This is a genomic window from Rahnella sp. CG8, from assembly GCF_023701875.1.
Taxonomy (GTDB): Bacteria; Pseudomonadota; Gammaproteobacteria; order Enterobacterales; family Enterobacteriaceae; genus Rahnella; species Rahnella aceris.
Genome location: NZ_JABAED010000001.1, coordinates 276,983 through 303,211, shown reverse-complemented (window position 1 = coordinate 303,211; position 26,229 = coordinate 276,983). Strand labels below are relative to the sequence as shown.

General features: G+C 49.4%; 27 protein-coding genes and 1 tRNA gene. 13 read left to right on the top strand and 15 right to left on the bottom strand.

Annotated elements, in window-relative coordinates; all coding sequences use genetic code 11:
* Positions 1-68 precede the first annotated feature (68 nt).
* Entirely contained in the window at positions 69-728 is a 660-nt protein-coding gene (gene ccmB / locus HGO41_RS01500; protein ID WP_013574523.1) for a heme exporter protein CcmB, read from the bottom strand.
* Between the two features lie 21 nt (positions 729-749).
* Positions 750-1,391, bottom strand: a complete 642-nt coding sequence (ccmA, locus tag HGO41_RS01495; RefSeq protein WP_112151228.1) for a cytochrome c biogenesis heme-transporting ATPase CcmA — start codon at positions 1,389-1,391, stop codon at positions 750-752.
* 248 nt (positions 1,392-1,639) lie between these two features.
* Between ccmA and HGO41_RS01490 the strand changes: the two genes are divergently transcribed.
* From HGO41_RS01490 to HGO41_RS01480, 3 genes are all read left to right on the top strand, one after another.
* Positions 1,640-2,557: a formate/nitrite transporter family protein gene (locus tag HGO41_RS01490; RefSeq protein ID WP_250980704.1), complete on the top strand. Its 918-nt coding sequence runs from the start codon at positions 1,640-1,642 to the stop codon at positions 2,555-2,557.
* Positions 2,558-2,647: 90 nt separating this feature from the next.
* Positions 2,648-2,722, top strand: a tRNA-Arg gene (locus tag HGO41_RS01485).
* 239 nt (positions 2,723-2,961) lie between these two features.
* Positions 2,962-5,748, top strand: coding sequence for an HD domain-containing protein (locus HGO41_RS01480; protein WP_250980703.1), 2,787 nt, complete (start codon positions 2,962-2,964; stop codon positions 5,746-5,748).
* A gap of 65 nt (positions 5,749-5,813) precedes the next feature.
* Here the strand turns inward: HGO41_RS01480 and nlpA are convergent, their stop codons facing one another.
* The gene (nlpA, locus tag HGO41_RS01475; protein WP_112198155.1) at positions 5,814-6,632 is read right to left on the bottom strand and encodes a lipoprotein NlpA; all 819 of its coding nucleotides are present in this window, start codon (positions 6,630-6,632) and stop codon (positions 5,814-5,816) included.
* A gap of 262 nt (positions 6,633-6,894) precedes the next feature.
* On the opposite strand from nlpA, the gene HGO41_RS01470 reads away from it, so the two are divergent.
* Positions 6,895-7,761, top strand: a complete 867-nt coding sequence (locus HGO41_RS01470; protein WP_112151232.1) for a DUF4225 domain-containing protein — start codon at positions 6,895-6,897, stop codon at positions 7,759-7,761.
* A 64-nt stretch (positions 7,762-7,825) separates the two neighbouring features.
* Here HGO41_RS01470 and HGO41_RS01465 read toward each other — a convergent pair whose 3' ends face one another.
* Complete coding sequence (locus tag HGO41_RS01465) at positions 7,826-8,158, bottom strand: hypothetical protein (RefSeq protein WP_119261376.1); 333 nt, start codon at positions 8,156-8,158, stop codon at positions 7,826-7,828.
* Between the two features lie 250 nt (positions 8,159-8,408).
* Between HGO41_RS01465 and HGO41_RS01460 the strand changes: the two genes are divergently transcribed.
* A complete protein-coding gene (locus tag HGO41_RS01460; RefSeq protein ID WP_037036282.1) occupies positions 8,409-8,936 on the top strand; it encodes a GNAT family N-acetyltransferase in 528 nt (175 codons plus the stop codon).
* 42 nt (positions 8,937-8,978) lie between these two features.
* On the opposite strand, the gene HGO41_RS01455 is transcribed toward HGO41_RS01460, so the two are convergent.
* Genes HGO41_RS01455 through HGO41_RS01440 form a run of 4 tightly spaced genes read right to left on the bottom strand, consistent with a single transcriptional unit; the run spans position 8,979 to position 13,840 of the window.
* Positions 8,979-10,517: an MFS transporter gene (locus HGO41_RS01455; protein WP_013574506.1), complete on the bottom strand. Its 1,539-nt coding sequence runs from the start codon at positions 10,515-10,517 to the stop codon at positions 8,979-8,981.
* 41 nt (positions 10,518-10,558) lie between these two features.
* Positions 10,559-11,581 carry a Gfo/Idh/MocA family protein gene (locus tag HGO41_RS01450; RefSeq protein WP_131638960.1) on the bottom strand — a complete coding sequence of 341 codons (1,023 nt, stop codon included), beginning with the start codon at positions 11,579-11,581 and terminating at the stop codon, positions 10,559-10,561.
* A gap of 13 nt (positions 11,582-11,594) precedes the next feature.
* The gene (locus HGO41_RS01445) at positions 11,595-12,662 is read right to left on the bottom strand and encodes a Gfo/Idh/MocA family protein (RefSeq protein ID WP_112151234.1); all 1,068 of its coding nucleotides are present in this window, start codon (positions 12,660-12,662) and stop codon (positions 11,595-11,597) included.
* Positions 12,663-12,664: 2 nt separating this feature from the next.
* Positions 12,665-13,840 (bottom strand): Gfo/Idh/MocA family protein, encoded by a 1,176-nt coding sequence (locus HGO41_RS01440; RefSeq protein WP_013574503.1) that lies wholly within the window; start codon positions 13,838-13,840, stop codon positions 12,665-12,667.
* On the opposite strand from HGO41_RS01440, the gene HGO41_RS01435 reads away from it, so the two are divergent.
* From HGO41_RS01435 to yghU, 3 genes are all read left to right on the top strand, one after another.
* Entirely contained in the window at positions 13,824-14,066 is a 243-nt protein-coding gene (locus HGO41_RS01435; protein ID WP_015689520.1) for a hypothetical protein, read from the top strand. The genes HGO41_RS01440 and HGO41_RS01435 overlap by 17 nt on opposite strands.
* 58 nt (positions 14,067-14,124) lie before the next feature.
* The gene (locus tag HGO41_RS01430) at positions 14,125-15,186 is read left to right on the top strand and encodes a LacI family DNA-binding transcriptional regulator (RefSeq protein WP_013574502.1); all 1,062 of its coding nucleotides are present in this window, start codon (positions 14,125-14,127) and stop codon (positions 15,184-15,186) included.
* A 93-nt stretch (positions 15,187-15,279) separates the two neighbouring features.
* The gene (yghU, locus tag HGO41_RS01425) at positions 15,280-16,125 is read left to right on the top strand and encodes a glutathione-dependent disulfide-bond oxidoreductase (protein ID WP_013574501.1); all 846 of its coding nucleotides are present in this window, start codon (positions 15,280-15,282) and stop codon (positions 16,123-16,125) included.
* 54 nt (positions 16,126-16,179) lie between these two features.
* Here the strand turns inward: yghU and yghX are convergent, their stop codons facing one another.
* A complete protein-coding gene (gene yghX / locus HGO41_RS01420; RefSeq protein WP_250980702.1) occupies positions 16,180-17,085 on the bottom strand; it encodes a YghX family hydrolase in 906 nt (301 codons plus the stop codon).
* Between the two features lie 151 nt (positions 17,086-17,236).
* Between yghX and HGO41_RS01415 the strand changes: the two genes are divergently transcribed.
* The gene (locus HGO41_RS01415; RefSeq protein ID WP_250980701.1) at positions 17,237-18,241 is read left to right on the top strand and encodes a WaaS/CpsH family glycosyltransferase; all 1,005 of its coding nucleotides are present in this window, start codon (positions 17,237-17,239) and stop codon (positions 18,239-18,241) included.
* A gap of 44 nt (positions 18,242-18,285) precedes the next feature.
* A complete protein-coding gene (locus tag HGO41_RS01410; RefSeq protein ID WP_013574498.1) occupies positions 18,286-18,486 on the top strand; it encodes a DNA polymerase III subunit theta in 201 nt (66 codons plus the stop codon).
* 10 nt (positions 18,487-18,496) lie between these two features.
* On the opposite strand, the gene HGO41_RS01405 is transcribed toward HGO41_RS01410, so the two are convergent.
* Positions 18,497-19,378, bottom strand: coding sequence for a LysR substrate-binding domain-containing protein (locus HGO41_RS01405; RefSeq protein WP_250980700.1), 882 nt, complete (start codon positions 19,376-19,378; stop codon positions 18,497-18,499).
* Between the two features lie 105 nt (positions 19,379-19,483).
* Here HGO41_RS01405 and HGO41_RS01400 point away from each other — a divergent pair, with 105 nt between their 5' ends.
* The 3 genes from HGO41_RS01400 to HGO41_RS01390 are packed head-to-tail and all read left to right on the top strand — an operon-like array spanning position 19,484 to position 20,783.
* Positions 19,484-19,807 (top strand): carboxymuconolactone decarboxylase family protein, encoded by a 324-nt coding sequence (locus tag HGO41_RS01400; protein ID WP_013574496.1) that lies wholly within the window; start codon positions 19,484-19,486, stop codon positions 19,805-19,807.
* A 29-nt stretch (positions 19,808-19,836) separates the two neighbouring features.
* On the top strand, positions 19,837-20,244 hold the full coding sequence (locus HGO41_RS01395; protein ID WP_250980699.1) for a tautomerase family protein: 408 nt from the start codon (positions 19,837-19,839) through the stop codon (positions 20,242-20,244).
* Positions 20,241-20,783 carry a DUF4865 family protein gene (locus HGO41_RS01390; protein ID WP_131638712.1) on the top strand — a complete coding sequence of 181 codons (543 nt, stop codon included), beginning with the start codon at positions 20,241-20,243 and terminating at the stop codon, positions 20,781-20,783. The genes HGO41_RS01395 and HGO41_RS01390 overlap by 4 nt, the downstream gene beginning before the upstream one ends.
* A gap of 5 nt (positions 20,784-20,788) precedes the next feature.
* Here HGO41_RS01390 and flhA read toward each other — a convergent pair whose 3' ends face one another.
* From flhA to hypB, 5 genes are all read right to left on the bottom strand, one after another.
* A complete protein-coding gene (gene flhA / locus HGO41_RS01385) occupies positions 20,789-22,876 on the bottom strand; it encodes a formate hydrogenlyase transcriptional activator FlhA (protein ID WP_015689516.1) in 2,088 nt (695 codons plus the stop codon).
* Between the two features lie 105 nt (positions 22,877-22,981).
* Complete coding sequence (gene hypE / locus HGO41_RS01380; protein WP_013574492.1) at positions 22,982-24,004, bottom strand: hydrogenase expression/formation protein HypE; 1,023 nt, start codon at positions 24,002-24,004, stop codon at positions 22,982-22,984.
* A complete protein-coding gene (gene hypD, locus HGO41_RS01375; protein WP_013574491.1) occupies positions 23,997-25,169 on the bottom strand; it encodes a hydrogenase formation protein HypD in 1,173 nt (390 codons plus the stop codon). The genes hypE and hypD overlap by 8 nt, the downstream gene beginning before the upstream one ends.
* Complete coding sequence (gene hypC, locus HGO41_RS01370; RefSeq protein ID WP_013574490.1) at positions 25,169-25,447, bottom strand: HypC/HybG/HupF family hydrogenase formation chaperone; 279 nt, start codon at positions 25,445-25,447, stop codon at positions 25,169-25,171. Before hypC ends, hypD begins: the two co-directional genes overlap by 1 nt.
* Positions 25,438-26,217, bottom strand: coding sequence for a hydrogenase nickel incorporation protein HypB (hypB, locus tag HGO41_RS01365; RefSeq protein ID WP_015689514.1), 780 nt, complete (start codon positions 26,215-26,217; stop codon positions 25,438-25,440). The genes hypC and hypB overlap by 10 nt, the downstream gene beginning before the upstream one ends.
* Positions 26,218-26,229: the final 12 nt, after the last annotated feature.

The following is a 26,229-nucleotide window of genomic DNA, read 5'->3' as shown; positions in this document are numbered from 1 at the left end:
TTTTTTCTTCTCTATTGTAACGACACGTAAAATAATTCTGTGCTATCGCCTTTTACCGGCAAAAAGTGTCAGTGGATACTCACTCTCAAAGCGGCGGCGGTGGCAAAAGGCGCTAACGTTGCGCTGCCTGCCAGCATCGCGCCAAGAATGGCGAGATAACCGCCGATCGGCATCGACATCGAGGCGGCATCAATCGCGCCGGTGGCAAAAATCAGCACCGGAATATACAGCGGCAATACCAGCAGACTGAGCAGAACGCCACCTTTGCGCAGCCCGACGGTCAGCGCCACACCAATCGCACCGATAAAACTCAGCGTCGGCGTGCCCAGTAAAATCGTCAGTGCGACGGCTTTCCAGGTCTCAAAATCCAGCGAAAGCAGCAGCGCAATCAGCGGTGAAAGGATCAGTAACGGCAACCCCGTCACCACCCAGTGAGCACATACTTTCCCCAGAACCGTGAGTGCCAGCGGCGAAGGCAATAACAGAAGTTGCTCGAGCGTGCCATCGAGATAGTCATCACGGAACAATCTTTCCAGCGCCAGCAGGGAAGATAACAGCGCGGCGACCCAGACAATGCCGGGCGCAATGCGCGCCAGCAGTTCAGGCTCAGGGCCGATCCCTAACGGGAACAGCGTAATCACAATCAGGAAAAACCACAGCGGATTGATAATTTCAGCGCTTTTGCGAAAGGCAATTTTCAGCTCGCGGCGCAGGACTTTCGTAAACATTCCTTTTATATCCCCTTCGCGTCACACCGGCTCTGCGCTGGTCAGACGAAGTTTTCGCACGTCGCGGTTAACACCCTGCAAATCCTGATGCGTTGTCAGCAACACCATTCCACCCCGCTGCGCATGCTGTTCGAACAGCGCAATCAGTGTGGCAACGCCTTGTTTATCAATGGCGGTCAGCGGTTCATCGAGGATCCATAGCGGCGCATCGCTCAGCCACAGACGCGCCAGTGCGACGCGGCGTTGCTGCCCGGCGGACATCTGCCCCACCGTCACATCTTCATAACCCAGCAATCCGACGTTTTCCAGCGCCTGATAAATCGCTTCCGCGCTGGCATTACCTCTGACCATCGGGCCATTCACAGACAGATAAAAGGCAAGGTTTTCAAACGCAGTAAGCACTGACTTTACGCCGGGCTGATGGCCGAGGTACAGAAGCTGCTGATGGAAAATATCGCGCTGACGGCGGGTACTCACACCCTGCCAGCGGACTTCACCGGCGTCCGGAGAGGACAGCCCGGCAAGAATACGCAGTAAACTGGTTTTACCGGCACCGTTACGGCCTTCGATCTGCACCATTTCGCCCGGTTCGATAGTGAAACTTAAGCCGCTAAACAGGGTTCGTTCATCACGAACACAGCTCAGATCAAGGGCTTCAAACATGGTGATGTCTCTTATTTTTCACAAGTGTGCATCATATCACAGGCGTCAGGCGCGACGCAGCTCAGGGAGGCACAGTTTACCCGGCTGAAAAGCCTGAAATCCGGCAAACATCTTCTGAAATGTTCCATCAGGTTCATGGGTTAACGGTTTGTAACTTTTTTGTATACCTGCTCATAATTCACCTGCCTCGCCTATGCTTACTCATGAACATATCTGCAATCACTTTGCTTTACTTTTGGGGAACAACGATGGCCGGAGAAAAACAGCATCACAATGACAAGGATGTTGACAGTGACGAACATACACAGGGAAAGGAAATCGAGACCGGTGAAGAGAACTTGCCGTCGAAAGCAGCCGCCGTTCACGAAGTTATCCGCATGGAAGGTGAAAAAGAGCTTGAGCGCGACGGACAGGCGTTGCTGTGGTCGGCAATTGCCGCCGGATTGTCGATCAGCGCCTCGCTGATGGCAAAAGGCATTCTTCACGCCCGCCTGCCCGATACACCGGAACGTTTCTTCATTGAAAATATCGGTTATACCGTCGGGTTCATTATTGTGATCATGGCGCGCCAGCAGTTATTTACCGAAAACACCGTTACTGCCGTGTTACCCATCATGCAAAAACCGACCGGCAGAAACATTCTGTTGTTGCTGCGTTTATGGGGCATCGTGCTGGCGGGTAACGTCATCGGCGGCGGACTGGCGGCGCTGGTGTTTCATCTGGTGCCCTTTTTCGATACCGCAACCGACGAGGCGTTTCGCACCATCAGCATGGATATCATGAAAAAAGACCCCGAAGGTATGTTTGTCGGCGGTATGGTTTCCGGCTGGCTGATTGCCACCATGGTCTGGATGATCCCTTCTGCCGGGACCGCCAAACTGTGGGTGATCATGCTGATGACGTATATGGTGGCGATTGGCGACCTGACGCACGTCGTGGTCGGATCGGTAGAAGTGCTGTATCTGGTGTTCTCGGGCGCCATTCCCTGGTACGAATTTATCTGGCCGTTCGCCCTGCCGACACTGGCCGGCAACATCTTCGGCGGCACCTTTATCTTCGCGCTGATAAGCCACGCGCAGATCCGCAACGATATGAGTAATCAGAAGAAAGCTGAAGCGAAAAAAGAGGAGCAGGAAGCAGCGAAAAAAGAGGCCGCGAAGCCCTGAGTGGCGAGGAAACGACCAAACGGCAGCCTGATGCCTTATTATTACGAGAAAAATGGGTATACTACGCGGGCGCTTTCCACAGGCGCCCGTGTCTCCTTAGTTAAACGGATATAACAAGCCCCTCCTAAGGGCTAGTTACAGGTTCGATTCCTGTAGGGGACACCACTCTAACACATTGAAATTTCAGAAAATTACAACAGCCATGGATTCCTACGTTCAACCTGAACCAATGAAGCAATTCAAAAAATAGATTCAAAAATTTAAGAATTTATGTTTGCTTAACTTCCCGTATACACTTATTTATCAAAATAGAAATAAAAAATGAATATTATTTTTTATGGATAACTATAGTTGCTGGTATTAATATTGGTTTACCAATAAATTACAGTCAGGTGCTTTCATTAATGAAAATTGAACATAGGCTTAAGCAGCTAGCAAACTCTAATAGTAATTACTCGTTATTATGGGCACAGTGGGAATTTGATAAGAAATTGTTACATAGAGCCCTTAATACAATATCAAGAGATTTCCCTCATTACAGTTTGCATGATTCATCGCATTCATCGACAATAATAACGCAGATTGAAAAGATAATTTCCCCTGATATTGATAAGTTATCAGCTACGGATTGCTGGCTATTACTAGAAGCATGTTACTGGCATGATGCGGGAATGATAATTTCAAAAGAGGAAAAGCAAATTCTTGTCAGCAGTATAGCATTTAGTGATTTTTTAAATGAACTTGTGACGAATAATTCTGAACTATCCAGTTTCGCTGAAAAAGTTTTGCGAGAAATAAAAGGAAATGATGTCACTGGACTATTAGCTGCATCAGACGCGCTAACTTTTGTTTTATCAGATTACTATAGAAAAATTCATGCAGAGCGTTCAGGGGTGTTAGTTCAAGATCCACAATCCGCAAAAATAGCCTCCCCCAGAACCAGCCTGATACCAAAACGGCTATTTGGTCTTGTAGCTTTAATCATTGCATGCCATGGAAAAAACAGAGAAGAAATAATTAACCTAGCGAGAAGAAATGATGGCATGGATTCCGATGATTATGCGCACCCAAGATATATTGCCTCCTTGCTAAGGATCGGTGATCTTTTGGATATTGATGATGGCCGGTTTTGTCAAACATTGCTTTCAAATATTGGAGATGTGCCAATTTCTTCACTGAATCATCAAAGAAAGCATGCATCCATTGAGAGCCTACATATAGACAGTGATTCAATAGAAATCGAAGCCATTTGTCATGACTATGCTAGCTATAGCGTCCAACGCTCCTGGTTTGATTATATTAAAAACGAATTTGATTATCAAAAAAGCGTATGGAATAGTATCGCTCCAAATAACACTTATAGAGCTTTGCCAACTATTTCAAAGCTAAACTGTGTCTTATCAGGATATCTTAACATTGATGGTGCTGCACCAAAGATAAACTTAGATACTCAAAGAATTTATGACTATTTAACGGGAACATTAATTTATAGTGAAAAATACCCATATATTCGCGAACTAATACAGAATGCAATTGATGCAACAATGTATAAGGTATGGGACATAATGACGCATACCAAAAATATCAGCAATAAAAGTGATCATATAGTCAGATGTGAGTACGAAAAATTACTTAATAATGAACGTATAGATATAAATATTGTTGAAATCGAAAATGAAAAAGATGAAGAAATTAATTACACACTTACTATAAAAGATAGTGCTACTGGCATCTCATTTGAAGATCTAAAAAAAATATTTAACTGCGGGTCAGAAAATACGCCAACACGAAAAAAAATCAAGAACACTATGCCGGACTGGGCTAAACCCTCTGGTTTTTTTGGGCTTGGTCTTCACAGCGCATTCAGGATATGTGAAAAAGTCAAAATTACAACACGTGTAAATGGAAAATGTTGTTATGTAGTTGACGTTTTGTCTACCGGTAAAATCCCAGAAATCACAATAAAGGAGATAGAAAATGATTATTTTATTGGGACAGAAATAAAAACGGAAATTCATCAAATGACAATACCAGACTCTGTTCCATATTCGGCTATCGAGGCTTTTAATAAATTTGATCCTCTTACTAATGAAAGGCTGGAAGTTACTCGGTTAGTAATATATGACATAATTACGGAGACTTTTTTAAAGTCCCCTGTAAAACTATATTTAAATAATATGGAAATAAATTCTGCTGTCCAAGAAAAAATTTTTGAATCAAAATCTGAATGGGATACCGACTATACGTTGGGTGCTGATTTCAATTTATTTATCGATTTGGATTTATTTTATCAAAGCAAACTTTATTATAAAAACTCATTCATTGATATAGATAAGCGCTTTATCGGGTTTGGGGTTTTACCAGGATTGAGCGGCACTCTGAATATTTACACAGGTGATGCTATCAATTGGGTGACAATTGATAGAAAAAAATTAAGAAGCGATAAATTTCCAGAGTTAAGAGAATTAGTAACAAAAATAACCATTAAAAACAGGGAAAAAATAATATCTAACACATCTGATATTAGTAGTGCTGATCTATTTTACTATTCGTATTATGACTTAACCAATAATGATAAATGGCGTGATTTTAAAATTTCCGAACTTAGCTTAGGGGATTATTTAGACACTTCAGAAGAATTATTTATTTTTAGCGGCGATATAATACATATACCTAAGGAAGAAATTACATTAAAATTTGGACTAATTACAGAGTGCATTTCAAAAATAGTTATTAAATTAGATTGTTCGCTTGAGATACTACCAATTGAATCTAAGAGTAATGTCTCTTCTCATCATAGCGGTGAATATTACATAAGCAAATTTAAAATAAAAAACGATTCAAATAAAACTCAGAAAATTGATATCAGTCAAATAAAGCATTGGATGAAAAACAAAGATACATCATACAGATTGGCTGTACCATGTTTCGATGAAAAATATGACTCAATATCCCTTAAGCGTAATGATTTTCCTAAATGGATGTTTTCATGCAGTAATGAATGGCATTTTAATAAATATCTAGCCCTGCCTTTTAAAACAAGCAAAAGCCTCATTAGCGACATTAATGTAATTTATAATTATTACATCAAAAACAAATTAACTACTCTTGATGAAAATACATTTTCTGATATGTACCTCTGCATGTGGGAAGAGATTGGTATTGTAAATTTACCTGATGAAATCATTTAGTAATCATAAATTGTTCTTGGGTATCTATTGTCGAATGCCCAAGAACAAATTTTAAGAGACTTAAATCACCAGCCCGGCACCGCCCCGCCGTTAAAGATTTTTTCTGCCGCTTTCGCCACTTCCGGCGACTGATAGGATTTCAGAAACTCTTGCACATTTTCCGCATCTTTATTGTCCGGGCGCGAAACCAGAATATTCACGTACGGCGAATTTTTATCTTCGATAAACACGCTGTCATGCACCGGTGATAATCCGGTTTGCTGGATATAGGTTGTGCTGATGATCGCCACATCGACTTTCGGGTCATCCAGCACACGCGGTAACTGCGCGCCTTCCAGTTGCATAATATTCAGATGATGGGGGTTTGCAGTGATATCCAGCGCCGTTGGCAGCAGGCCTTTGCCTTCTTTCAGCGTGATCAGTTTCTCTTTTTGCAGCAGCAAAAGTGCGCGGCCTAAGTTGGTCGGATCGTTAGGGATCGCCACGGTTGCGCCGTCTTTCAGTTGATCCACGGTTTTGATTTTTTTCGAGTAGCCCGCCATCGGGAACACAAAGGTGTTGCCGACCACCACCAGATGGTAGCCGTGGGCTTTGTTATCCTGCTCAAGGAACGGACGGTGCTGGAAAACATTCGCATCCAGATCGCCATGTTCGGTCGCGTCATTCGGTAATAATGAGCCGCTGAAACCAACCAGTTCGACGTCCAGACCGTATTTATCCTTCGCGACCTTTTTCGCCACTTCCGCCACATCCTGCTCTGCGCCATTAATCACGCCGACTTTGATATGTTTTGCATCACCACTTTTTTGATCACAACCCGCCAGCAGTAATCCTGCCAGCAAAAACACAACACCCGTGCGTAAATGAGATAACGTCAGTTTCACTTTTTTTCCTTAAAAAATAACCGCTAATGCGTAATGAAAATGACTATAACAGGAAGATGGTCGCTGTTTAAAAAACCAATAAAGCATCGCTTATAAGATAAAATTATATAGACAATACCATCGATTTCCTCATAACTCATGTGGCGCGCACGTCCTTTGCTTTATTTATGAAATTTGTGACTCAAAGATGTTTCATTCATTTGCAAAAAGATGGGGATAAACTGTATTTTAATATCAACTTCATAGGAAGTGGAAATATAAAATGGATGAATATATACTACATAGAGATAATGCTCGGGCAAATGATTACTATCAAATAATGGGTAATCTTGAAATCAGAGCATTATTACAAGAAACACTAATAGCATCGAATTACTTAAAAAATGTCAAAGTTAAACAAGATTTCATCAATAACCTCTCCCTTTTCATTGAGCACCAGAAAGAAATAATCAACGATGAATCAACACCTGACAAAAAACTTCAAGCTATACGGGTTTTAAAACAGGAAAGAAGATATCTTTCCGATCAGGTTTTTAAGCTAAAATATAAACAAGTCAGACTCATGATTTTACTGTCACTTGATATCATTGACCGTGCTCTGGAAACACCACTTTATTATTTCGTAAAAGGCATCGGCATTGTTTCAGGCGCTCTTCAGATACATACTGGTATTGGATTAATTGGAGGCGGTTATGTTACCGGGCCAGGCGCGGTCATTGGTAATATTGCGGGCATTACATTAGTCATCCATGGACTTGGAGCGATTCAGGAAAACTTTACCGCCATTATTACTGGAAATAGAACCTATAAAGGATATTTAAGGAAAGGTTATGAAAGCGCAGCGCAACACGTTGGCCTAACAAGCGCACAAGGGGATATCATCTATGGCGGCGTTGACTTACTATTATCGACATATACCCTCTCACGATCCGTTCTTAAACCGGAAAAAAACAGGCTCTATTATTATATGTATGATGATACCGTATTTGGATTCAGAAACATGACAAACAGAGCATTGAAAATAGAAATAGGGATAGACGGATTAACAATCAAATCGATGAGTGATTCGCTGCAACCTGTCACTACAATTATACCCTTCCCATTCCCATTCCCATTCCCAACGGAATGAAATAAATAATTCGATCATTAAAAATCCCTACTAATAATAATTACAGGCCACGAATTTTATGATTTCAAAGTTTTTCTTTTCTTAACATTCTAAACGATTTAAAAGATATAATTAAAGGACCAAACATTGTAATGATTAAACAAGCGACAGCATAGGTGAATATCAGAGAGATCAACTCTGGCTCTTCCATATCCTGATAATTCAACACGATTGTGAGCACAAAAATAATAACAACCAGACTATGAGACAGTATCAATTTAAGAAAAACTGCTGATAACTCCGACAGAAGTGCTGAGGGTGTTATGCTTAATTTCTTCGCCCGGTTGCTTACCCACTCGATTTCACTATTGCGAAACCCGGATGTTTTCATTGATACCAACAACGCTTTGTTTTTCATTATTTTCATCCTTAAAAATAACAACCACAGAAAGAGTAAAAGCATAACATAATCAATTTTGAGAAAATGCTTAACTCTATAAATCTGCTACGTTTGTCCCAAAATTGTTTGCTAAAAAGACGACCTTCGTTGTTCAAATTCCGTACTATATCCAGATCTTTTCCTTATATCAGTCATAAAAAGTTTGCCCTCCCTGACGCATTTGGGAAAGAGTAGACGGAAGAGAAAACACTGATGAGAGCCTGCAAGAATGGAAATTATTGAAGCCGGAGAGCAGCATATTCCCGCGATACAGAAAATTTATGCCTGGCACGTTCTCCATGGAACCGCCTCGTTCGAGACACAGCCCCCGGATGAACGCGAGATGGCGGGCCGGCTGAAGAAGATTAAAGAGGCAGGTTTGCTCTGGCTGGTGGTTTTGCATGAGGATGAAGTGAAGGGATATTGCTATCTGGGTCATTATCGCGAACGCTATGCGTATCGCCACACGCTGGAGGATTCTATCTATATTGATCCTGCTTTTCAGAAACGCGGTGCGGGTAAAGCGCTGCTGCGACGGGCGATAGACTGGGCGGAAACTCACGGCTATCGTCAGTTGATCGGTAACGTCGGTGACAGCGAAAATAAAGCCTCAATTGGCTTACATCTCGCCGCCGGTTTTCAGATGAAAGGCACCCTGCATAGCGTTGGATTTAAGCATGGCCGCTGGCTGGACACCGTGTTTATGCAGCTCGCGCTGGGTGACGGAAACCAGACCCTGCCCGCGCAGGATCACTGACAGAAAATACCTGCGGGCCGGTTGCGGCCCGCAGGTTACGGGTTACTCAATCGCTAACTTTTCCCTCGCGGTTTTACGTGTCGCGCTCCCGCCCCAGACTTCGTTATATTCGTAACCGGTCAGATCTTTAATCACCTTACGTGACACCTCATCGCAGTCTTCCTGCGCGCCACCCAGTTTCAGACGGGCGGTTTCCTTGATCAGGATTTTATGTGTGTCCCGCGTCAGCTTGAATTTGAAGGTCATGTAGAAGCTGATCGCCAGCAACGCACCGGTGGCGAAGATCATCAGGCCGATGATCGCGTGTAACGCGCTGAGCGGCTGAGCACCCTGCCCTTTCACAAATCCACTTTCTTCCAGCACCAGGCCAATCACCATGATGGCAATCGCAACGGTACTTTTACGGGTAAACACCATCACACCGGCAAAAATTCCTTCACGACGTTTTTTGGTGACTATTTCATCGACGTCCGGGATAAAGCTGTAAATATTCCACGGAATATAATAAAGCCCTGAACGTCCAAAGCCTAAAATAACGAAGATGGAAGTAAAGAGAATTAACGGCACCGTTGCGTTGGTGATATAAATATAAAACAGAGCAGCCAGCACGAAGAATATACAACCATAGGCGATTCGCAGCGCGGCAGAAGGCGAAAGATTCATTCGTTCCATCACCATCATATAAACAATCGTCGATGGCACAGAAACAAAGGCCGCCACACTTAAATATCCGGAAACCGATCCCACATCCTGATTCAGACCATAAACCACATAGTAGGTAAAGACAGCACCGAATACGTCCATGGCGGTAAAGGAAGCAATATAAATAATAATATGCTGGCGGAACATGCGGATATTAAAGGATGAGATAAAATCTAAAACCAGACTCTTCAGATGATGCCAGAGACTGCCGCCTGTTTCCATTTCCGGTTCCGGCTCATTCGGATCCCGCACGTCTTTGGCTTCCCAGGTACACAGCCATGTGGTGAATACCGCGATACAAAATACCGTGGCGAAGAATATGCCGGTATAGGTATACGTCATCGGATTATCTTTACCGGTAAACATCATGATGACGCCCGGCACAGACACAGCCAGGAAACCGCCGAGCTGCGAGCAAATCATACGCACACCGGCGAGACGGGTACGTTCGCCGAAGCGGTTGGTCATCTCGGCGGCCAGCGTTTCCCACGGCACCAGCACCATCGCTGAAAGTAATTCAATCGACAGATATGTGCCAAGATAATACCAGTAGCCCATGTCCTTTACCCAGACCAGCGCATACAGGAACATCAGTGGCGAACTGATCAGCAGGAAAAACCGGCGGCGACCAAACCGTTTTCCGAGCCAGGTATTTCCGAAGTGATCGGTGATATAACCCATGATCGGACTTAATACGGCATCAATGACACGGGCAATAGCAAAAATAGATCCCGCTTCTAAAACGGTTAATCCGCAATACATGGTATAGAAGAATAAAAGCCAGGTACCGATAACGGCGAATGCACCACCGCCAAATAAATCAGTTACGCCATAGCCTATAGCCGTGCCGTAACCTACTCTGCGTTCAGTAGGTTTCATTATTATTATCCTGTGAATGTAGGGTTATTATTAATAGAGATTTAATCAGCCAGCGTGATCCATTTCCCTGATTGTGAGGAGCGGTAAATCGCACCGACAATATTCAGGGAAACTGCGGCTTGTGAAACAGAGATATAATTTTGTTCTTCAGGATGACGTACAGAATGATAGAAATTCGAGACTGCCTGACGATGACTGTCGCCCCAGTAGCTTTTGGCTGTTCCTGACGGGCTGTCATCACTTATCAGCAGCGTTTTATTTTCTCCTTCAATCAGCCACAACACGTTGTGATACAACTGCAACAGTCCTTTTTCACAATGAATTTCCAGCAGCAACGGTGAATCGGTGCTGTGGCAGTTCGTTGCGTAAAACAATCCATGCGCACCGTTGCCCATTTTCAGGCTGACCATCGCTGTGTCTTCATTTTCAGTCAGTTCACTGAGAAAGGTTCTTTCCACCACGCCTTTCAGCGCGAGAACACCGCCGCCAAACCACTGCATTAAATCCAGCGTATGTATCGCCTGATTGATCAGCAGGCTGCCGCCTTCAGTGGCAAAACGCCCGCGCCACAGGCTTTCGCTGTAATAAGCACCACTGCGCGACCAGGTCAGAATAGCTTTGATGCTCAGCATGTTGCCCAGTTGCCCGCTTTCCAGCAGCGTTTTAATTTTCTGACTGGAAGGATTCAGACGGTTCTGGTAACACACGCCTGTCAGCCCCGCAGCCTGTGACGCCGCGAGTTTAATGGCGCTGACTTCTCCGATATTCAGCGCCACCGGTTTCTCGGTAAAAACATGCTTTCCCGCCGCCAGCGCGGCGAGAATAGCCTCCTTGTGCAGATGATGCGGCAGGCAGATATGCACCACGTCAATCTGCGGATCGCACAACATTTCGTGATAATCCGTGTAAAAATCACAACCATATTCCTGCGCCAGCGCCCGGCCTTTGCCAATATCGCACTCCGCAATCGCCCTTAACTGGCAATCCGGTTCGTGCCGGATCGCTGCCACATGGCAGGTATGGATAGACCCGCAACCGATCACCGCAGCCTGGAGAGTTTTCATCATCTGCTCCCGTTTAGTGGGTTCCGTTTGCCAGCATCTGTGCCCGGATGCACAGCTCGGCAGCTTTAAACGCATGCTCCTGGGTCATGGCGTGCTCGGTGCGGTTCAGGCAATCGAGGATCAACTGACCAAAGAACGGGAAGCCGACGTTGCCGGAAACCGGGTAACGGAACTCGCCTTGTTGATTCACCAGATACACCACGTCCTGCTCGCCGAGCGTGAGATCAACATATTTGCGGATCTCGATATAACCTTCGGTGCCGAGCAGCGTCAGACGGCCGTCGCCCCAGGTGCTCAGCCCTTCTGGTGTGAACCAGTCGCAGCGGAAATAACCCCGTGCGCCGTTATCGCCTTTCAGCATCGTGTCGCCAAAGTCTTCGAAACGCGGATACTGCGGGTGATTGAAATTAAGGGCCTGGGCTGCCACAACCTGCGCGTCACTGTTGCCGGTATAAAACAGAAATTGTTCAATCTGATGGCTGCCGATATCACACAGGATGCCGCCAAAACGCTCTCTCTCGTAGAACCAGTCGGGACGCCCTTCGCCCTCGCGATGCGGGCCGGTACCCAGCGTCTGGATCACGCGTCCGATCGCCCCTTCATGCACCAGCTGGCCCGCGAAGACTGCACTTTCTACGTGCAGGCGTTCGCTGTAATACACGGCATATTTGCGCCCGGTCTCGGCCACTTTGGCCTTCGCTTGCGCCAGTTGTTCCAGCGTGGTCAGCGGCGCTTTGTCGCTGAAATAGTCTTTCCCGGCTGCCATGACTTTCAGCCCCAGCGCGCAGCGTTCGGACGGAATGCCCGCCCCCGCGATCATCTGCACTTCACGGTCATCAAGGAGTATCTGCAATGACTCCGCGACCTTAACCTGCGGATACTGGGCGACAAACTTCTCCACTTTTACCGGATCCGGATCGTAAACCCATTTCAGGCTGGCGCCCGCCTCGATCAACCCGTTACACATACCGTAGATATGCCCGTGATCCAGGGCCGCAGCAGCAATCACGAATTCACCGGGCTTTACCACAGGTTGCGGTTTCCCTACCGGCGCATAATTCATACCGTCTTTATTGCTCATGTTCAGGCTCCTTTATCCATATTTTTGCCGAGAGGGATCGCATCTTCATTGGCGAAGTTTTCCACCGATGCTGATTTTTCGTAAAAGTGCGGTGCCAGCGAAACCAGCCCGCCGGTCTGATAAAACGGATCTTCCGGCGACAACGGCAGTGACACAATGCTGCGGGTAATGGCGGATTTATAAATCGCGGCAATCAGTTCCAGTGAACGCTTGCCCTGAATGCCGTCAATCAGCGGCGCGGTACCGGTTTCCAGTGCGGTCAGGAAATTGTCGATCTGGCCGGTGTGCAGGGTATAAGTGAGTTTGGGAATCGACTGGTAAATGTCTTCAAGCTGGTTTTCACGATCCGTGTCACGCGCATCAATCGGGAAACCGTTCGGCGCAGAAATGCTGGCGTATTTGTCCCACGGGGCTGAAATTCGCGCTTTCTCGCCCTGAATAACAATCTTCTGATCTTCGCCGTGATGCACCACGGAAGCCGTCAGTTGGGTCAGTGCGCCGGAGTCATATTTGAAAATGGCCGCCGAGAGATCTTCCACTTCGGCATTATCATGCGCAGCGTTGGTAATCATCGAGACCACTTCAGAAGGAAAACCGAGCATCCACTGAATCGCGTCAATATGGTGAACGGCGTGATTGAGCGTGCAACCGCCCGCTTCTTTTTCCCAGGTGCCGCGCCACCACAAATCGTAATAGGAATGACCGCGCCACCAGAAAGAATCCACCTGTGCATGACACACTTTGCCGGTCTCACCGGAATCGAGCACTTTTTTCAGCCGCCAGAACGCGTCGGTAAAACGGTTTTGCGCGATGATTGACAGCGTTTTCCCGCTCGCCTGCGCCGCGCTGATCATCGCGTCGCATTCCTGTAATGACGCCGCCATCGGCTTTTCACACAACACGTGTTTGCCTGCGTTCAGCGCATTAATCGAGATTTCGGCGTGGACATACGGCGGCGTGCAGACGTCAAAAATGTCGATATCTGCATCATTAAGGATTTCCTCATGGCTGGCATAGACCCTGGCGTTCGTCAGGCCATAATGCCGTTTTTTCTCTTCCGCTTTTTCAGGATAAATATCTACCAGCGCAACAATCTGGCAACGATCAGCAAACTCTAAATATCCCTGAATATGGTTATGTGAAATATTACCCGTACCAATAATGGCTATTTTCAGCATTCTCTTACTCCTTATATTTAACCGAACAGCTGGCGGATTTAAGCCGCATAAAGGGCGTCACCGTGTTGAATTCTTTATAGATTCAGCACAGATAAATACCTTATTTTTTGTTTCTGAGGTTTATATTCTGGAGAGTAATAATGGTTTTTTTTTCCAACAACTGTTATTTGTGACAGGAATTGCAGTGCCGTTTGCGGAATTTGCTATCATGCTGAATAGCCCATGAATTACAACCAGTTAACCATGGCAATAAGTCCATCTCCATTTGAGGCATTGATCACAAAATGACGGGAAAATTAAAAATCAGGCAAATAGCGGAGTTAACCGGGCTTTCTCCGAGTACCGTTTCCCGTGTGCTGGCAGGGAAAGCCAATGTCAGTCTCCAGGCAAAAGAGAAAGTATTTGCCCATGCCAGAACAATGGGTATTTTGCGTGACATTCCGGCCAGCCGTTTGTTAATGAATTGCCTGTTGCTCTGTGCGCCACCCGCCGCCTTCTCTCCCCATGAAGATCGTTATTATTATGAAGTGATTCAGGAAATAACGGCGGAAGTTGCGCGTTTTGATATTCACATACGTAAATGCGCGCTGGCAGTCAATGAACCGGATATCGCTGTTTTTATGCAGGCACTTCATCAGCCGGATGTCGACGGCATTGTCATTATCGGTATTGATGACGTGATGCTGTATCGGCTGGCAGCAGAATCTAACAAACCGGTGGTAATGATCAACGCCAAGGACAGCGAGATGCGTCTGGACTGTGTTTCTGCCGATCATTATTCCATCGGTTACAGTGCCGCCAACTATCTGTTTACCAGAGGTCACCGCCCCGTTTTATTGTTCACCGACCTGCGTCGTGAAACCATGATGCAGCGCCTCGATGGCTTTAAACGCGCCTGCCTTGAACACCATGTGGTATTCGACGAAGCCCTGCATTTGCTGGTCAATCATGGCAGCGGAGGGGAACAGGCGAGAGAAAATATTGAGAAGTATCTCCGGGGGCATAAACGGGAAACCATGCCATCAGCCATCTTATGCGGAGGCGATCAGATTGCACAGGCCACCATTGATGCCCTGAACGAATACGGTTTTAAAGTCCCGGAAGATATTTCGGTGATGAGTATCGATTTTGCGCACGACATGAAAACATCAGCGGCACAAAGTTTCACTGCCGTGCATTTGCCGTGCCGCGAGCTGGGCACCGAGGCAGTGTATATTCTGCAAAGCCGCCTGATGCGCGCTACCGGCGCGAAATTCAATTTGCTGTTACAGGGGAGAATTCACAACGGCCAGTCAGTGGCCGATGTGAAATGGAAGCGCAAGGGGTTGTATCCTGCCGCCAGTTAGCCGCGCCCCCGAAGGCACATTCTCAGCGTCGCCATTGATTATCTCCTGCTAGACTTTTGAGTCTTAACCTCAAAAAAAGATGCGGAGAATGCAATGTCAGAACAGTATCAGCCCCCTGAAGTCTGGACCTGGAATAAAGATGAAGTCAGCAAGTTCTCGAACATCAACCGCCCGATAGCGGGCCCGACGCACGAAAAAACGCTGCCGGTGGGTAAGCACCCGCTTCAGCTCTATTCCCTTGGCACGCCGAACGGCCAGAAAGTGACGATCCTGCTGGAAGAGTTACTGGCGCTGGGCATCAGCGGTGCGGAATACGATGCGTTTATTATCCGCATCAATGAAGGCGATCAGTTCTCCAGCGGCTTTGTTGACGTTAACCCGAACTCAAAAATTCCGGCGCTGCTGGATAACTCAACCACACCGCCAATCCGCGTGTTTGAATCCGGCAACATCCTGCTGTATCTGGCGGAAAAATTTGGCCAATTCCTGCCAAAAGATCTCGCCGGTCGCACTGAAACCCTGAACTGGTTGTTCTGGCTGCAAGGTTCCGCGCCGTATCTTGGCGGCGGTTTCGGTCACTTCTACCATTACGCGCCGGTCAAAATCGAATACGCCATTAACCGCTTTACGATGGAAGCCAAACGCCAGCTCGACGTATTAGACCGTCAGCTTGCTGAACACCGTTTTATTGCCGGGGAAGAATACACGATTGCTGATATCGCCATTTTCACCTGGTATGGCAGCCTGGCGCAGGGCGGTCTGTATGAATCGGCTAAATTCCTCGACATCGAATCTTATAAGCACTTCCAGCGCTGGGCGGCTGAAGTGGCGGGCCGTCCGGCGGTGAAACGCGGACGCATTGTGAACCGCACCTGGGGTGATGAACAACTGGAAGAGCGCCATGATGCCTCGGATTTCGATGGCATCCTGAAATCATAACGGGCGTCTGAAACGTAAAAAAAGGGCGGGATTTTGCGATCCCGCCCTTTTCTTTTATGCGCTTTCTGTCTGCGGTTCGAGGTACTTTTTAAACCAGGCAATGGTTCTTTCCCACGCTAAATCCGCCGCCGCTTTGTCATAACGCGGCGTCGAATCATTGTGGAAACCGTGGTTCACGCCGGGATAAATATGCGCTTCATAAACTTTGTTATTGGCCTTCAGCGCCGCTTCATACGCCGGCCAGCCTTCGGTAATGGGTTTATCCAGTTCAGCATAATGCAGCAATAACGGCGCTTTGATACGCGGCACATCTTCCGCTTTCGGCTGACGCCCGTAGAACGGCACGGCGGCCGCCAGTTCAGCGTAAGCCACCGCCGCCGCATTCGCCACGCCACCGCCGTAACAGAAACCGGAGATGCCGACTTTGCCGGTGCCAGTCTCGTGGTGCATCAGAAATTCTACCGCCGCAAAAAAGTCGTTCATCAGTTTGGCCGGATCAATGTGTTTTTGCAGTTCGCGCCCTTTCTCATCATTGCCCGGATAACCGCCGACCGAACTCAGCCCGTCCGGCGCCAGCGCGACAAATCCGGCTTTCGCCACCCGCCGCGCGACATCTTCGATATACGGATTCAGCCCGCGATTTTCATGCACCACCACCACACCAGGCACTTTACCGGTCACTTTGGCCGGACGCACCAGATAGCCTTTCACGCTGCCGTGTCCCTGCGGCGACGGATACTGAATGTATTCCGCCACAATATCCGGATCGGTGAATTGCACCTGTTCGGCGTAGGCATAGTTCGGCGTCATCAGCGTTGTCAGCGCAGCCAGCGACAATCCGCCTGCCACAAACTTCGCCGAGAGATCAAGAAACTCACGTTTGGTCATTTTGCCGTGCACGTAAAAATCAAAATATTCGAGGAGTTCAGGCGGGAAATCTTTCGCTGTCATTCGGGTCATTTTTCAGGCTCCGTTCCGGTCAGGGGAAGGATAAATAATGGCCTGTTTTTGGCGATTTTGTAAACCCGTTGTGAGATGGGATGGCTTTCCAGGCCGCATCAACACTTTTATGCACTGAAAATGCTAAACTTTGGTCATAAAGGGAGAAACAATGAAAAACCATCTTTCGCAACCACCGAAAATACATTTCATCGAATGGAACTCAGAGTACGAACGGATGATGACCTCTGCACTGAAAAAAGAATTTAATGTGCATACGATTTATCACGTCAAAAAACACTTTAAATCTGTCCACTCTTTGCTGCCGGGAAAGCGGCTCAAACACTGGCACCGGAAATTTCAGATTGCTATCAAGTTCCGCCGCGTGCGTGAAACCGACATCATCATTTGTAACGGCTACAGCGCATTTCTGATGCTGGATTTACTTTCCCTGCCCAAATGCAAAAAAATATTGGTATTGCGCGACTCAGTGGCCGCGCTTACGTCTAAAAGACGTCGGCTGAAATTACTTTCCCATGACGAAAATTATCTCGACCGGGTCACCGCTGTTTTTGATGTTATTTACAGTTTTGATCCCGAAGATTGCCGGAAATACGGACTTTCTTATGTTGACCAGTTTTTGCCGTTCACCCGCCATAACATGGCTGCGTGGCAATCGGAACCGGCAAATACGCCGTCATCCTGCTCATGCTTTTATGTCGGCGGGTTTGATGATTATCGGGCAAAACTCATTAACGACCTGACACCGGTATTGCGCCAGAATCACTGCCAGACCGACTTTTATCTGGTGGGCGATTGCAACGGAACCCCGGATTACCCGGACTGTTGTATCAATCAGAAAATCAGTTATCAGCAAAATATTGAAAAGCTGAAGCGAGCTTCTGTCGTTCTTGAGATCAACAAGCCGGATCAATGCGGATTAACGCTGCGTGCTCTCGAAGCCATGGCTTTTAATAAGAAACTGATCACCAATAATGCCTCAATAAAAAAACATGCTTTTTATCATCCCGATAAAATCTTTATTTGGGGAGAAGATGATCGCAATGCTATTGCCAAATTTCTTTCATCGGAACATCAGAAAACCGACCCGGCATTGCTGGAGACATATTTCGCTGACGGCATGTTAAAGACACTGGCCGGAACCGCAGTAGAATAGAGGCTTTGCCCGACAACGTAACAGAACAATCAAAAGGAGAAACCATGAACAAAGCACTCGCAGGACTGAGTAAAGAGGAAATGGATAAAGTGAGCGCCGGGCTGGCAGCCGGGACTGTCGTGGTGCGTGAGCGCAACCATCTGCCGGTCAACGCAGAAGAAGTGGAGATGGAGCAGCCGGAACATCTGCGCGCTTATTTTCGCGAACGTCTGGAACATTATCGTCAGCAACCGGCTAAAAAATAGTCACAGCGGCTCAGTGCTGCTGCGTAAAGAAGCCGACAATCGACTCTCTCAGGCTGGCGGCCGCCTCGCCCGGGGGCGTCAGGCTCTGATGAAGGCTGATCCCCACCTCACCCGGCGCGGGCAATTCCTGCAAAATCCGTACGGTTGATGGCATACCGAAATCCGTACGAACAGTCACCCCCAGACCCGCCGACATCGCCGCCCAAATCCCGCTCAGGCTGCGGCTGGTGAAGGCTATCCGCCACGCAATACCGGCGTTATCCAGCGCCGTCGTTGCGGCATTCCGCATCAGGCATGGCGCTTCGAACACCAGCAAGGGCAACGGTTCGCCGGTTTCCTGATAGTGCTTCAGGTCGAAACTTTCAGGGCCAATCCAGCGCAGCGGTATCCGTCCGAGCGAGCGGCTTGACGGGAAAAGTGGCGTTTCATCAGCCTGCCAGCACACCGCCAGATCAAACTCGTTATGCCGGATCCCGTCCAGCAATTGCTGATTACGGGTAATACTGGCGGAAACCTGCACCTGCGGATGTGCGCGGGTGAATGTGCCGAGAATGGCCGGTAACAGGGTTTCGCCGAAATCCTCCTGCATGCCCAGATTCAGGCTGCCACTCAGCGTACTGGCGAGCAGCACAGCGCTGGCCTCATCATTCAGGCTGAGGATCCGCCGCGCATAACTCAGCATCACTTCGCCGCGTCCGGTCAGGATCAGGTGTCGTCCGGATTTCTGTACCAGCTCCGTGCCCGCCTGTTGCTCCAGCTTTTTCAGCTGCGCGCTGACGGCAGATGTGGAGCGTCCCAGCCGGTCGGCGGCCAGCACAAAACTCCCCAGCTCAATGCCGGTAACAAAACTGCGCAAGGCTTCTGAATCAAAAGTGACCGGTCTTTTCGCCATGCTTAATCATCCCGTTTTTATGGACTAATGCTGCTGTTATTTTCGATATTCAGGATAATCATAACGCCTTATGCTCCTTTTCACACCGACAAAAAGGAGCCTGATATGAGCACGACCTCGTCCCAAACACAGACGCTGGATACCATGGCGCGTCTGACGCCCAAATTTGCAGAACTGACGGAACAGGTGCTGTTCGGCGATCTGTGGAAAAGAAATGAATTGTCTGCGCGTGATCGCAGCCTGATCACCGTTGCCGCACTGATTGCCCTCAATCGCGTTGAACAACTGCCTTTTCATCTGAGCCTGGCGGTAAAAAACGGGGTCTCACAGGCCGAACTTTCAGAAGTGATCACCCATCTGGCATTTTATGCCGGCTGGCCCGCAGCGGCATCCGCCCTGAGCCGCTTCGCCGCTCTCAATGACCAGTAACCCGCGCCCCGTAACCGGAGGAACAACCGATGCCTTTTAGCCGAATTTCTTTACCAGCCCACCGCACGGATGCCTGGCAGGATGCCATTTCAGCCATATTACAGGAAGCGCTGGTTGATCACTTTTCCGTGCCCAAAGATGATTATTTTCAGTTATTCGAACCGGTCAGCCGCCACCAGCGGGTGATCAACCCGACCTATTTAGCCGGTGAAAATGACCGGCGTTCAGACGATTTTCTGCTGTTTCACATCACCGCAGGCAAACCGCGTAACGGTTATCAGAAACAGCAACTGTTCCACCATCTGGCCGAAAAATTACACCTCACACTGGGAATTTCTCAGGCTGATGTGATGGTGGTGGTGAGTTTTACGCAGCCGGAAGACTGGTCATTCAGTCACGGTGAAATGTTCAGAATTGCGCAAGGAGCCCGGTCATGATTGCCATGCAATACAGTTTTACCCTGCCTGCGGACTACGACATGGGCATTATTGAAAAGCGCATTGCGGATAACGGATATCGGACGGACGGTTTTGCAGGGCTTATTTTCAAAACCTATCTCTATGCCCGCCGCAACGGCCTGCAAACCGGCAGCGCAGAAAATATCTACGCGCCGTTTTACCTGTGGCAGGACGTATCAGATATGAACCGTTTTATTTCAGGTGCAGGTTTTCAGGGCGTCGCCGGCGCCTTCGGCTGGCCGCAGATCCGGGTTTATCCGGTGCTGACGGCACATGTCAGCGGAAACGTCGCGGAGGCGGTATATGCGAAAAGAGAGATAACGGATATCGCACCGTTCAGTGACCTTGCGCCATTCAGTGAGCAAACGGTGAGCGACAGACTTATCGACGTCACCGCCTGGGACACGACAAACTGGAAGAAAATCCATTTTACGGCGGGGAGAAATCCGCTGGCAGGCGACGGGCAGCATTACCGCATCGGCCATATTTCATTGTCCGGTGCGGTAAAAGCAGTCTGAACCGGTTAATGCGCGGCAATCCCCAGTTTTTTCATTCTCGACAACAACGTCGTACGTTTTAACCCCAGACGTTGTGCCGCACCACGCGGACCGGCGACCACGCCGTTGGTCTCCTTAAGTACCTGAAGAATACGTTCGCGTTCGTCTTCCTCATTCAAATGCGGGGCGGGCGCAGTATCAGGCGCGGGCATCACCCTCTCCGGCTGAGACACCGGCAACGGATAATTCAGCTCAGGAAGTTGTAAATCCAGCACCGTTCCGCGGGTCAGCAGCACAGCGCGTTCAATAACATTTTCCAGTTCACGCACATTGCCCGGCCAGGGCATCCGGCTTAATAAACGCAAGGTCTCGGCGGGAATACTGTCGATGGTGCGTTTCATGCGCTTGGCGATTTTATAGGTCAGGAATTTCACCAGTTGCGGAATGTCTTCAGGGCGCTCACGCAACGGCGGGATGACAATCGGGAACACATTCAGCCGGTAATACAGATCACTGCGGAATTCTTTATCGGCAACCATCTGGCACAGGTCGCGGTTGGTCGCAGCGATCATCCGCACATCCACCGAAATCAGTTTATTGCCGCCGACACGCTCGAACTCCTGCTCCTGCAAAATGCGCAGCAACTTGGGTTGCAGTTCAATCGGAATTTCACCCACTTCATCGAGAAATAAGGTGCCTTTATCGGCCAGTTCAAAACGCCCCATCCGCTGAGCGGTAGCCCCGGTAAACGAGCCTTTTTCATGGCCGAATAAATCGCTTTCCATTAATCCGGCAGGCATGGCCGCGCAGTTCATTTTCACCATGCGCTGATCACGACGATCGCCGAGATTATGGATCGCACGGGCGATCAGCTCTTTACCGGTGCCGGTTTCGCCGAGGATCAGCACAGAACAGTCGCTTTTCGCCACGATCTCAACCTGTTTCAGCACCGCCGACATGCTGGAACTGCGGCCGACAATGTCGCTGAAATCCGGGTTATTGCTGTTTATCTGCTCGGTGAGATACAGGTTTTCGTGTTGCAGTTTTTCCTTCAGGCTTTTAATTTCCTGATAGGCCAGTGCGTTATCCACGGCAATTGCAATGCGTTCGGCGATTTGCTGCAACACGCGCAGATTAGCGGAATTAAAGTTATCCGGCTGGCACTGTGCCAGTTTCAACACACCCAGCGTTTTATGACCAAAACGTAACGGCAGAATGCACAGGGTTTTGGTCTGATCCCGCCATAACAGCTGGAACAACGTGCTTTCATCGTTATCCGGTTCTTCGGCGGACCGCACGTTAGTCAGCAACATTTCGCCATTTTTCATCACCTGCTGTTCCAGGGAACCCTCCAGCGTCATGCGCGACTGTTCACGCTCCGCGACGTGCGTCTGCACATAATGTGTCGCGTAAACACTGGCCTGTTCGCTGTCTTTATCGGCATCACACAACACAATGCTGATGGCATTAATGTGAAAGAAATGGTGAATAGTCTTGGCGATTTCGCCGGTCAGTTCGTCGAGATCCAGCTTGGACAGGACGGCGTTGGTGATATCCACCAGAATGCGGAAATCGTCACGTTCATGGCGCAGCAGGGATTGCTGGAGCGAGGCGTTTTCGCGCAACTGGATTTGTTCGACCGCAATGGCCGCCAGCGTACAAAGCTCATAAAGACCGTTCTTGTCTTCCTCACTGAACGGGGTCGCGTGCTGACGGGTAAACTCACAGCCCCCCAGCAAGCCGGAAGAGGCCAGCAGAGGCACCAGACAATAATCGGTAAACGCCGGATACAGGTTCAGCGCCGCCAGTTGCGGATAGCGCAGATGCAACGCTTCACTGCGCCAGACCTGCGTTTTAGGATTGCTCAGCAAGGCATGTACCGGCCCGGTCGCCAGCAGCGTTTCATCTTCATAACTGACCGGCTGATGATGCGGATCGATGCCATAAAAACTGACGCGTTCGCTGTTATTGTCGAACAACACCAGCGTCACAGCCTCCGCAATACCGGCGCTCTGCACCACTTGCGTCAGGGTTTCCAGCAGCGATGTCATGTTCTGTTGCAGCAGCAATGTGCGCGTCAGTTCCAGTAATCCTTTGTGTTTTGTGGTGCTCATTGTTGCACTCTGCATACCGTGGGCTCTGGCTTTTGATGTAAAGCGTTTTTGAAGAAACGATTAAGAAAGTTTACGCCTTCGCGGCGGCGCGCTCCCCTGACGAGATCAACAAATGCGGGGTAATGGCTCCGCATGGGGCAACATTAACTGGCGGGAAACACCCAGCGCGCCGCGCAGACACACCTGCGGACTTATCGTCACCTCGCCGATAGTCGCCGCATCAGCGCCCAGCGGATGACTGCGTAACAGGTTCAGCACCTGCTCTTCGGCCCGGTCGGACACGACGATCACCAGTTTGCCTTCATTGGCAAAATTCAGCGGTTCCAGCCCCAGTAATTCACAGATGCCACGCACAGCCGGTTTCACCGGCAACGCGGTTTCGTCGATGCATATCCCAAAACCACTGGCGGCGCTGAATTCATGCAAAATCGCATTCACCCCGCCGCGCGTGGCATCACGTAAGGCATGCACGCCAGCCAGCGGTCGCAGTGGTGCAATCATCGGCGCAAGCACCGCGCAGTCACTTTCCACGCCCAGATCCATCCCCAGCTTTTCACGCAGATTGAGGATCGCCGCACCATGATCGCCGAGCGTCCCGCTGACGATCACTTTATCGCCTGCTTTTATCGTACCGGCGGCCCAGTTAACGGCCGTTGGGATCACGCCGATCCCGGCGGTATTAATAAAGATTTTGTCGGCGGCACCTCGCTGCACGACCTTGGTGTCGCCGGTCACAATGGCAATGCCCGCAGCATGTGCGGTCTGCGCCATCGCGCTGACTATTTTTTGTAAGTCATCCAGCGCTAACCCTTCTTCCAGAATAAAACCGCAGGAAAGATAGGCGGGTGTCGCCCCGCAGACCGCCAGATCGTTTGCCGTGCCGCACACCGCCAGCTTGCCGATATTGCCGCCGGGGAAAAAGATGGGATCAATCACGTAACTGTCCGTGGTAAACGCCAGCCGGTCGCCCTGTGCACTCAGGCTGGCAAGTGACAATCGTGCGCCATCTTCCCGTTCGTTAAGCCAGGGATTATCAAATGCGCTGATGAACATCTGTTCGATCATCTGTTGCATGGCGCGGCCGCCGCTGCCATGCGCCATTGTGACGACTTCTTTGCGATCACTCATCCTGACTTACCTTCTGCTGTTGATGCTTTTGCTGCGGTTTATCCGCCATTGCCGTTTCCTGATGCCGGTACTGATACCACGCCGCGCACGCACCTTCAGAAGACACCATCAGCGCACCAAATGCATTATGTGGCGTACAAGCGGTGCCAAACAGCGGGCACTCATGCGGCTTGCAGCGCCCGGTCAGCACTTCACCGCAACGGGAGCGGGGATCGTCCGCTACCGGTTGTGCCTGCGGGTTAAAGCGCCGCTCTGCATCAAATGAGGCATAGGCGGGGGCCAGGGAAATCCCTGAGGCTTCAATCACCCCCAGACCGCGCCACTCGCTGCTACCGGCAAGCGTAAACACTTCGCGCATCGCTTCCTGTGCCAGCAGGTTACCCTCTTCCGGCACCACGCGGCGATACTGGTTTTCCGTTTTACACGATGCCTCGCAAACTTGTTCCACCAGCATCAGCACGCTTTGCAGCATATCGAGTGGCTCAAAGCCGCTGATCACCAGTGGCTTGCCGAATTCTTCATTGATGAAATGATAAGGTGCGGTGCCCGTCACCATGCTGACGTGACCGGGAGCCAGAAAAGCATCAATCCGCACATCATCCTGTGAGAGCAGGCTGCGTAAGGTCGGCATCAGGCTGATGTGCTGACAGAACACGCTGAAATTGGGCAGACGTTCGCGCCGTGCCTGTTGCAGCGTGACAGCGGTAACCGGCAGCGTGGTTTCAAAACCGAGGGCGAAAAACACCACCTGACGTGCCGGATTTGCACGGGCCAGTTTCAGCGTATCCAGCGGGGAATAAACCACACGCACATCGGCACCCCGTTCGCGCGCCTGCAACAGCGAGCCTTGCTTGCCGGGCACGCGCAGCGCGTCGCCAAAGGTGCAGAAAATCACGTCGGGATGTGCGGCAATTTCACAGCAGGCATCGATACGCCCCATCGGTAACACGCACACCGGACACCCCGGCCCGTGGATAAATTCCAGTTGCGGGGGCAGCAGTTTATCCAGCCCGAATTTGAAAATGGCATGGGTATGGCCGCCGCACACTTCCATAATCTGCATGGGTTTTTCAGCGGTGTAAGGCAGTAATGCCGCCCGCTGATGCAGCCGTTCAATCAGCGTTTTCGCCAGTTTCGGATCACGGAATTCATCAACAAAACGCATTATCGGGCCTCTCCCGCACCGAGAAACAGGGCGACATCGGCTTCTACTTCTTCCATCGCGTGCAGCGCAGCCAGCGTTTCTTGTGCTTCCTGTTCATCAAGTTTGCTCAATGCAAAACCGACGTGGATTAACACCCAGCCGCCGATCAGCGTTTGTGGCTGGCCGTCGCACACCAGCGCAATATTCACTTCGCGGCGCAGACCGCAGACTTCTGCCCAGGCGTGATCAGGCTGCTGGTCATGCAGCGCGACGATTTGTCCCGGAATGCCTATGCACATCGTTGCTGCTCCAGCCAGACCAGCCACTGCTCCATACCTTCGCCGGTAGTGGCAGAAAGCCGGATCACTTCAATCTGCGGATTGACCTGGCGCGCATTGGCAATACAGGCTTCGACGTCAAAACTGACATACGGCAACAGGTCGATTTTATTGAGGACCATCAGGCGCGATGCGGCAAACATATGCGGATATTTCAGCGGCTTGTCCTCGCCTTCCGTGACGGACAGCACTGCCACTTTGTGCAATTCACCGAGATCAAAACTGGCCGGACACACCAGATTGCCGACATTTTCGATAAACAACAGGCTGTTATTGTTTGGCGACAGCTGATGCAGCGCATCATGAACCATTTGCGCGTCCAGATGGCAGCCTTTACCGGTATTCACCTGGATCGCCGGGACGCCGGTGGCACGGATACGATCGGCATCGTGAGTGGTTTGCTGATCGCCTTCTATCACCGCGCAGTCGAAATACGGTGCCAGCCGGGTCAGGGTGCTGGTCAGCAGGGTCGTTTTACCGGAGCCGGGGCTGGACACCAGATTCAGTGCCAGAATGCCCGCCGCCGCAAAATGCTCGCGGTTATGGGCAGCGATATGGTTATTCTTCGCCAGCACGTCCATTTCGATGTCCACCAGGCGTCGCGGTGCAAACGGCAGACCGTGGCGATGATCATGTGAATCATCGTGATCATGGGAATGGTGATGAGTGTGTTCAGGGCTGACGCCTTCGATACGAAGTTCGCCGCTGGCACAACCGCAGGTACTGCACATAGCTTTCTCCCC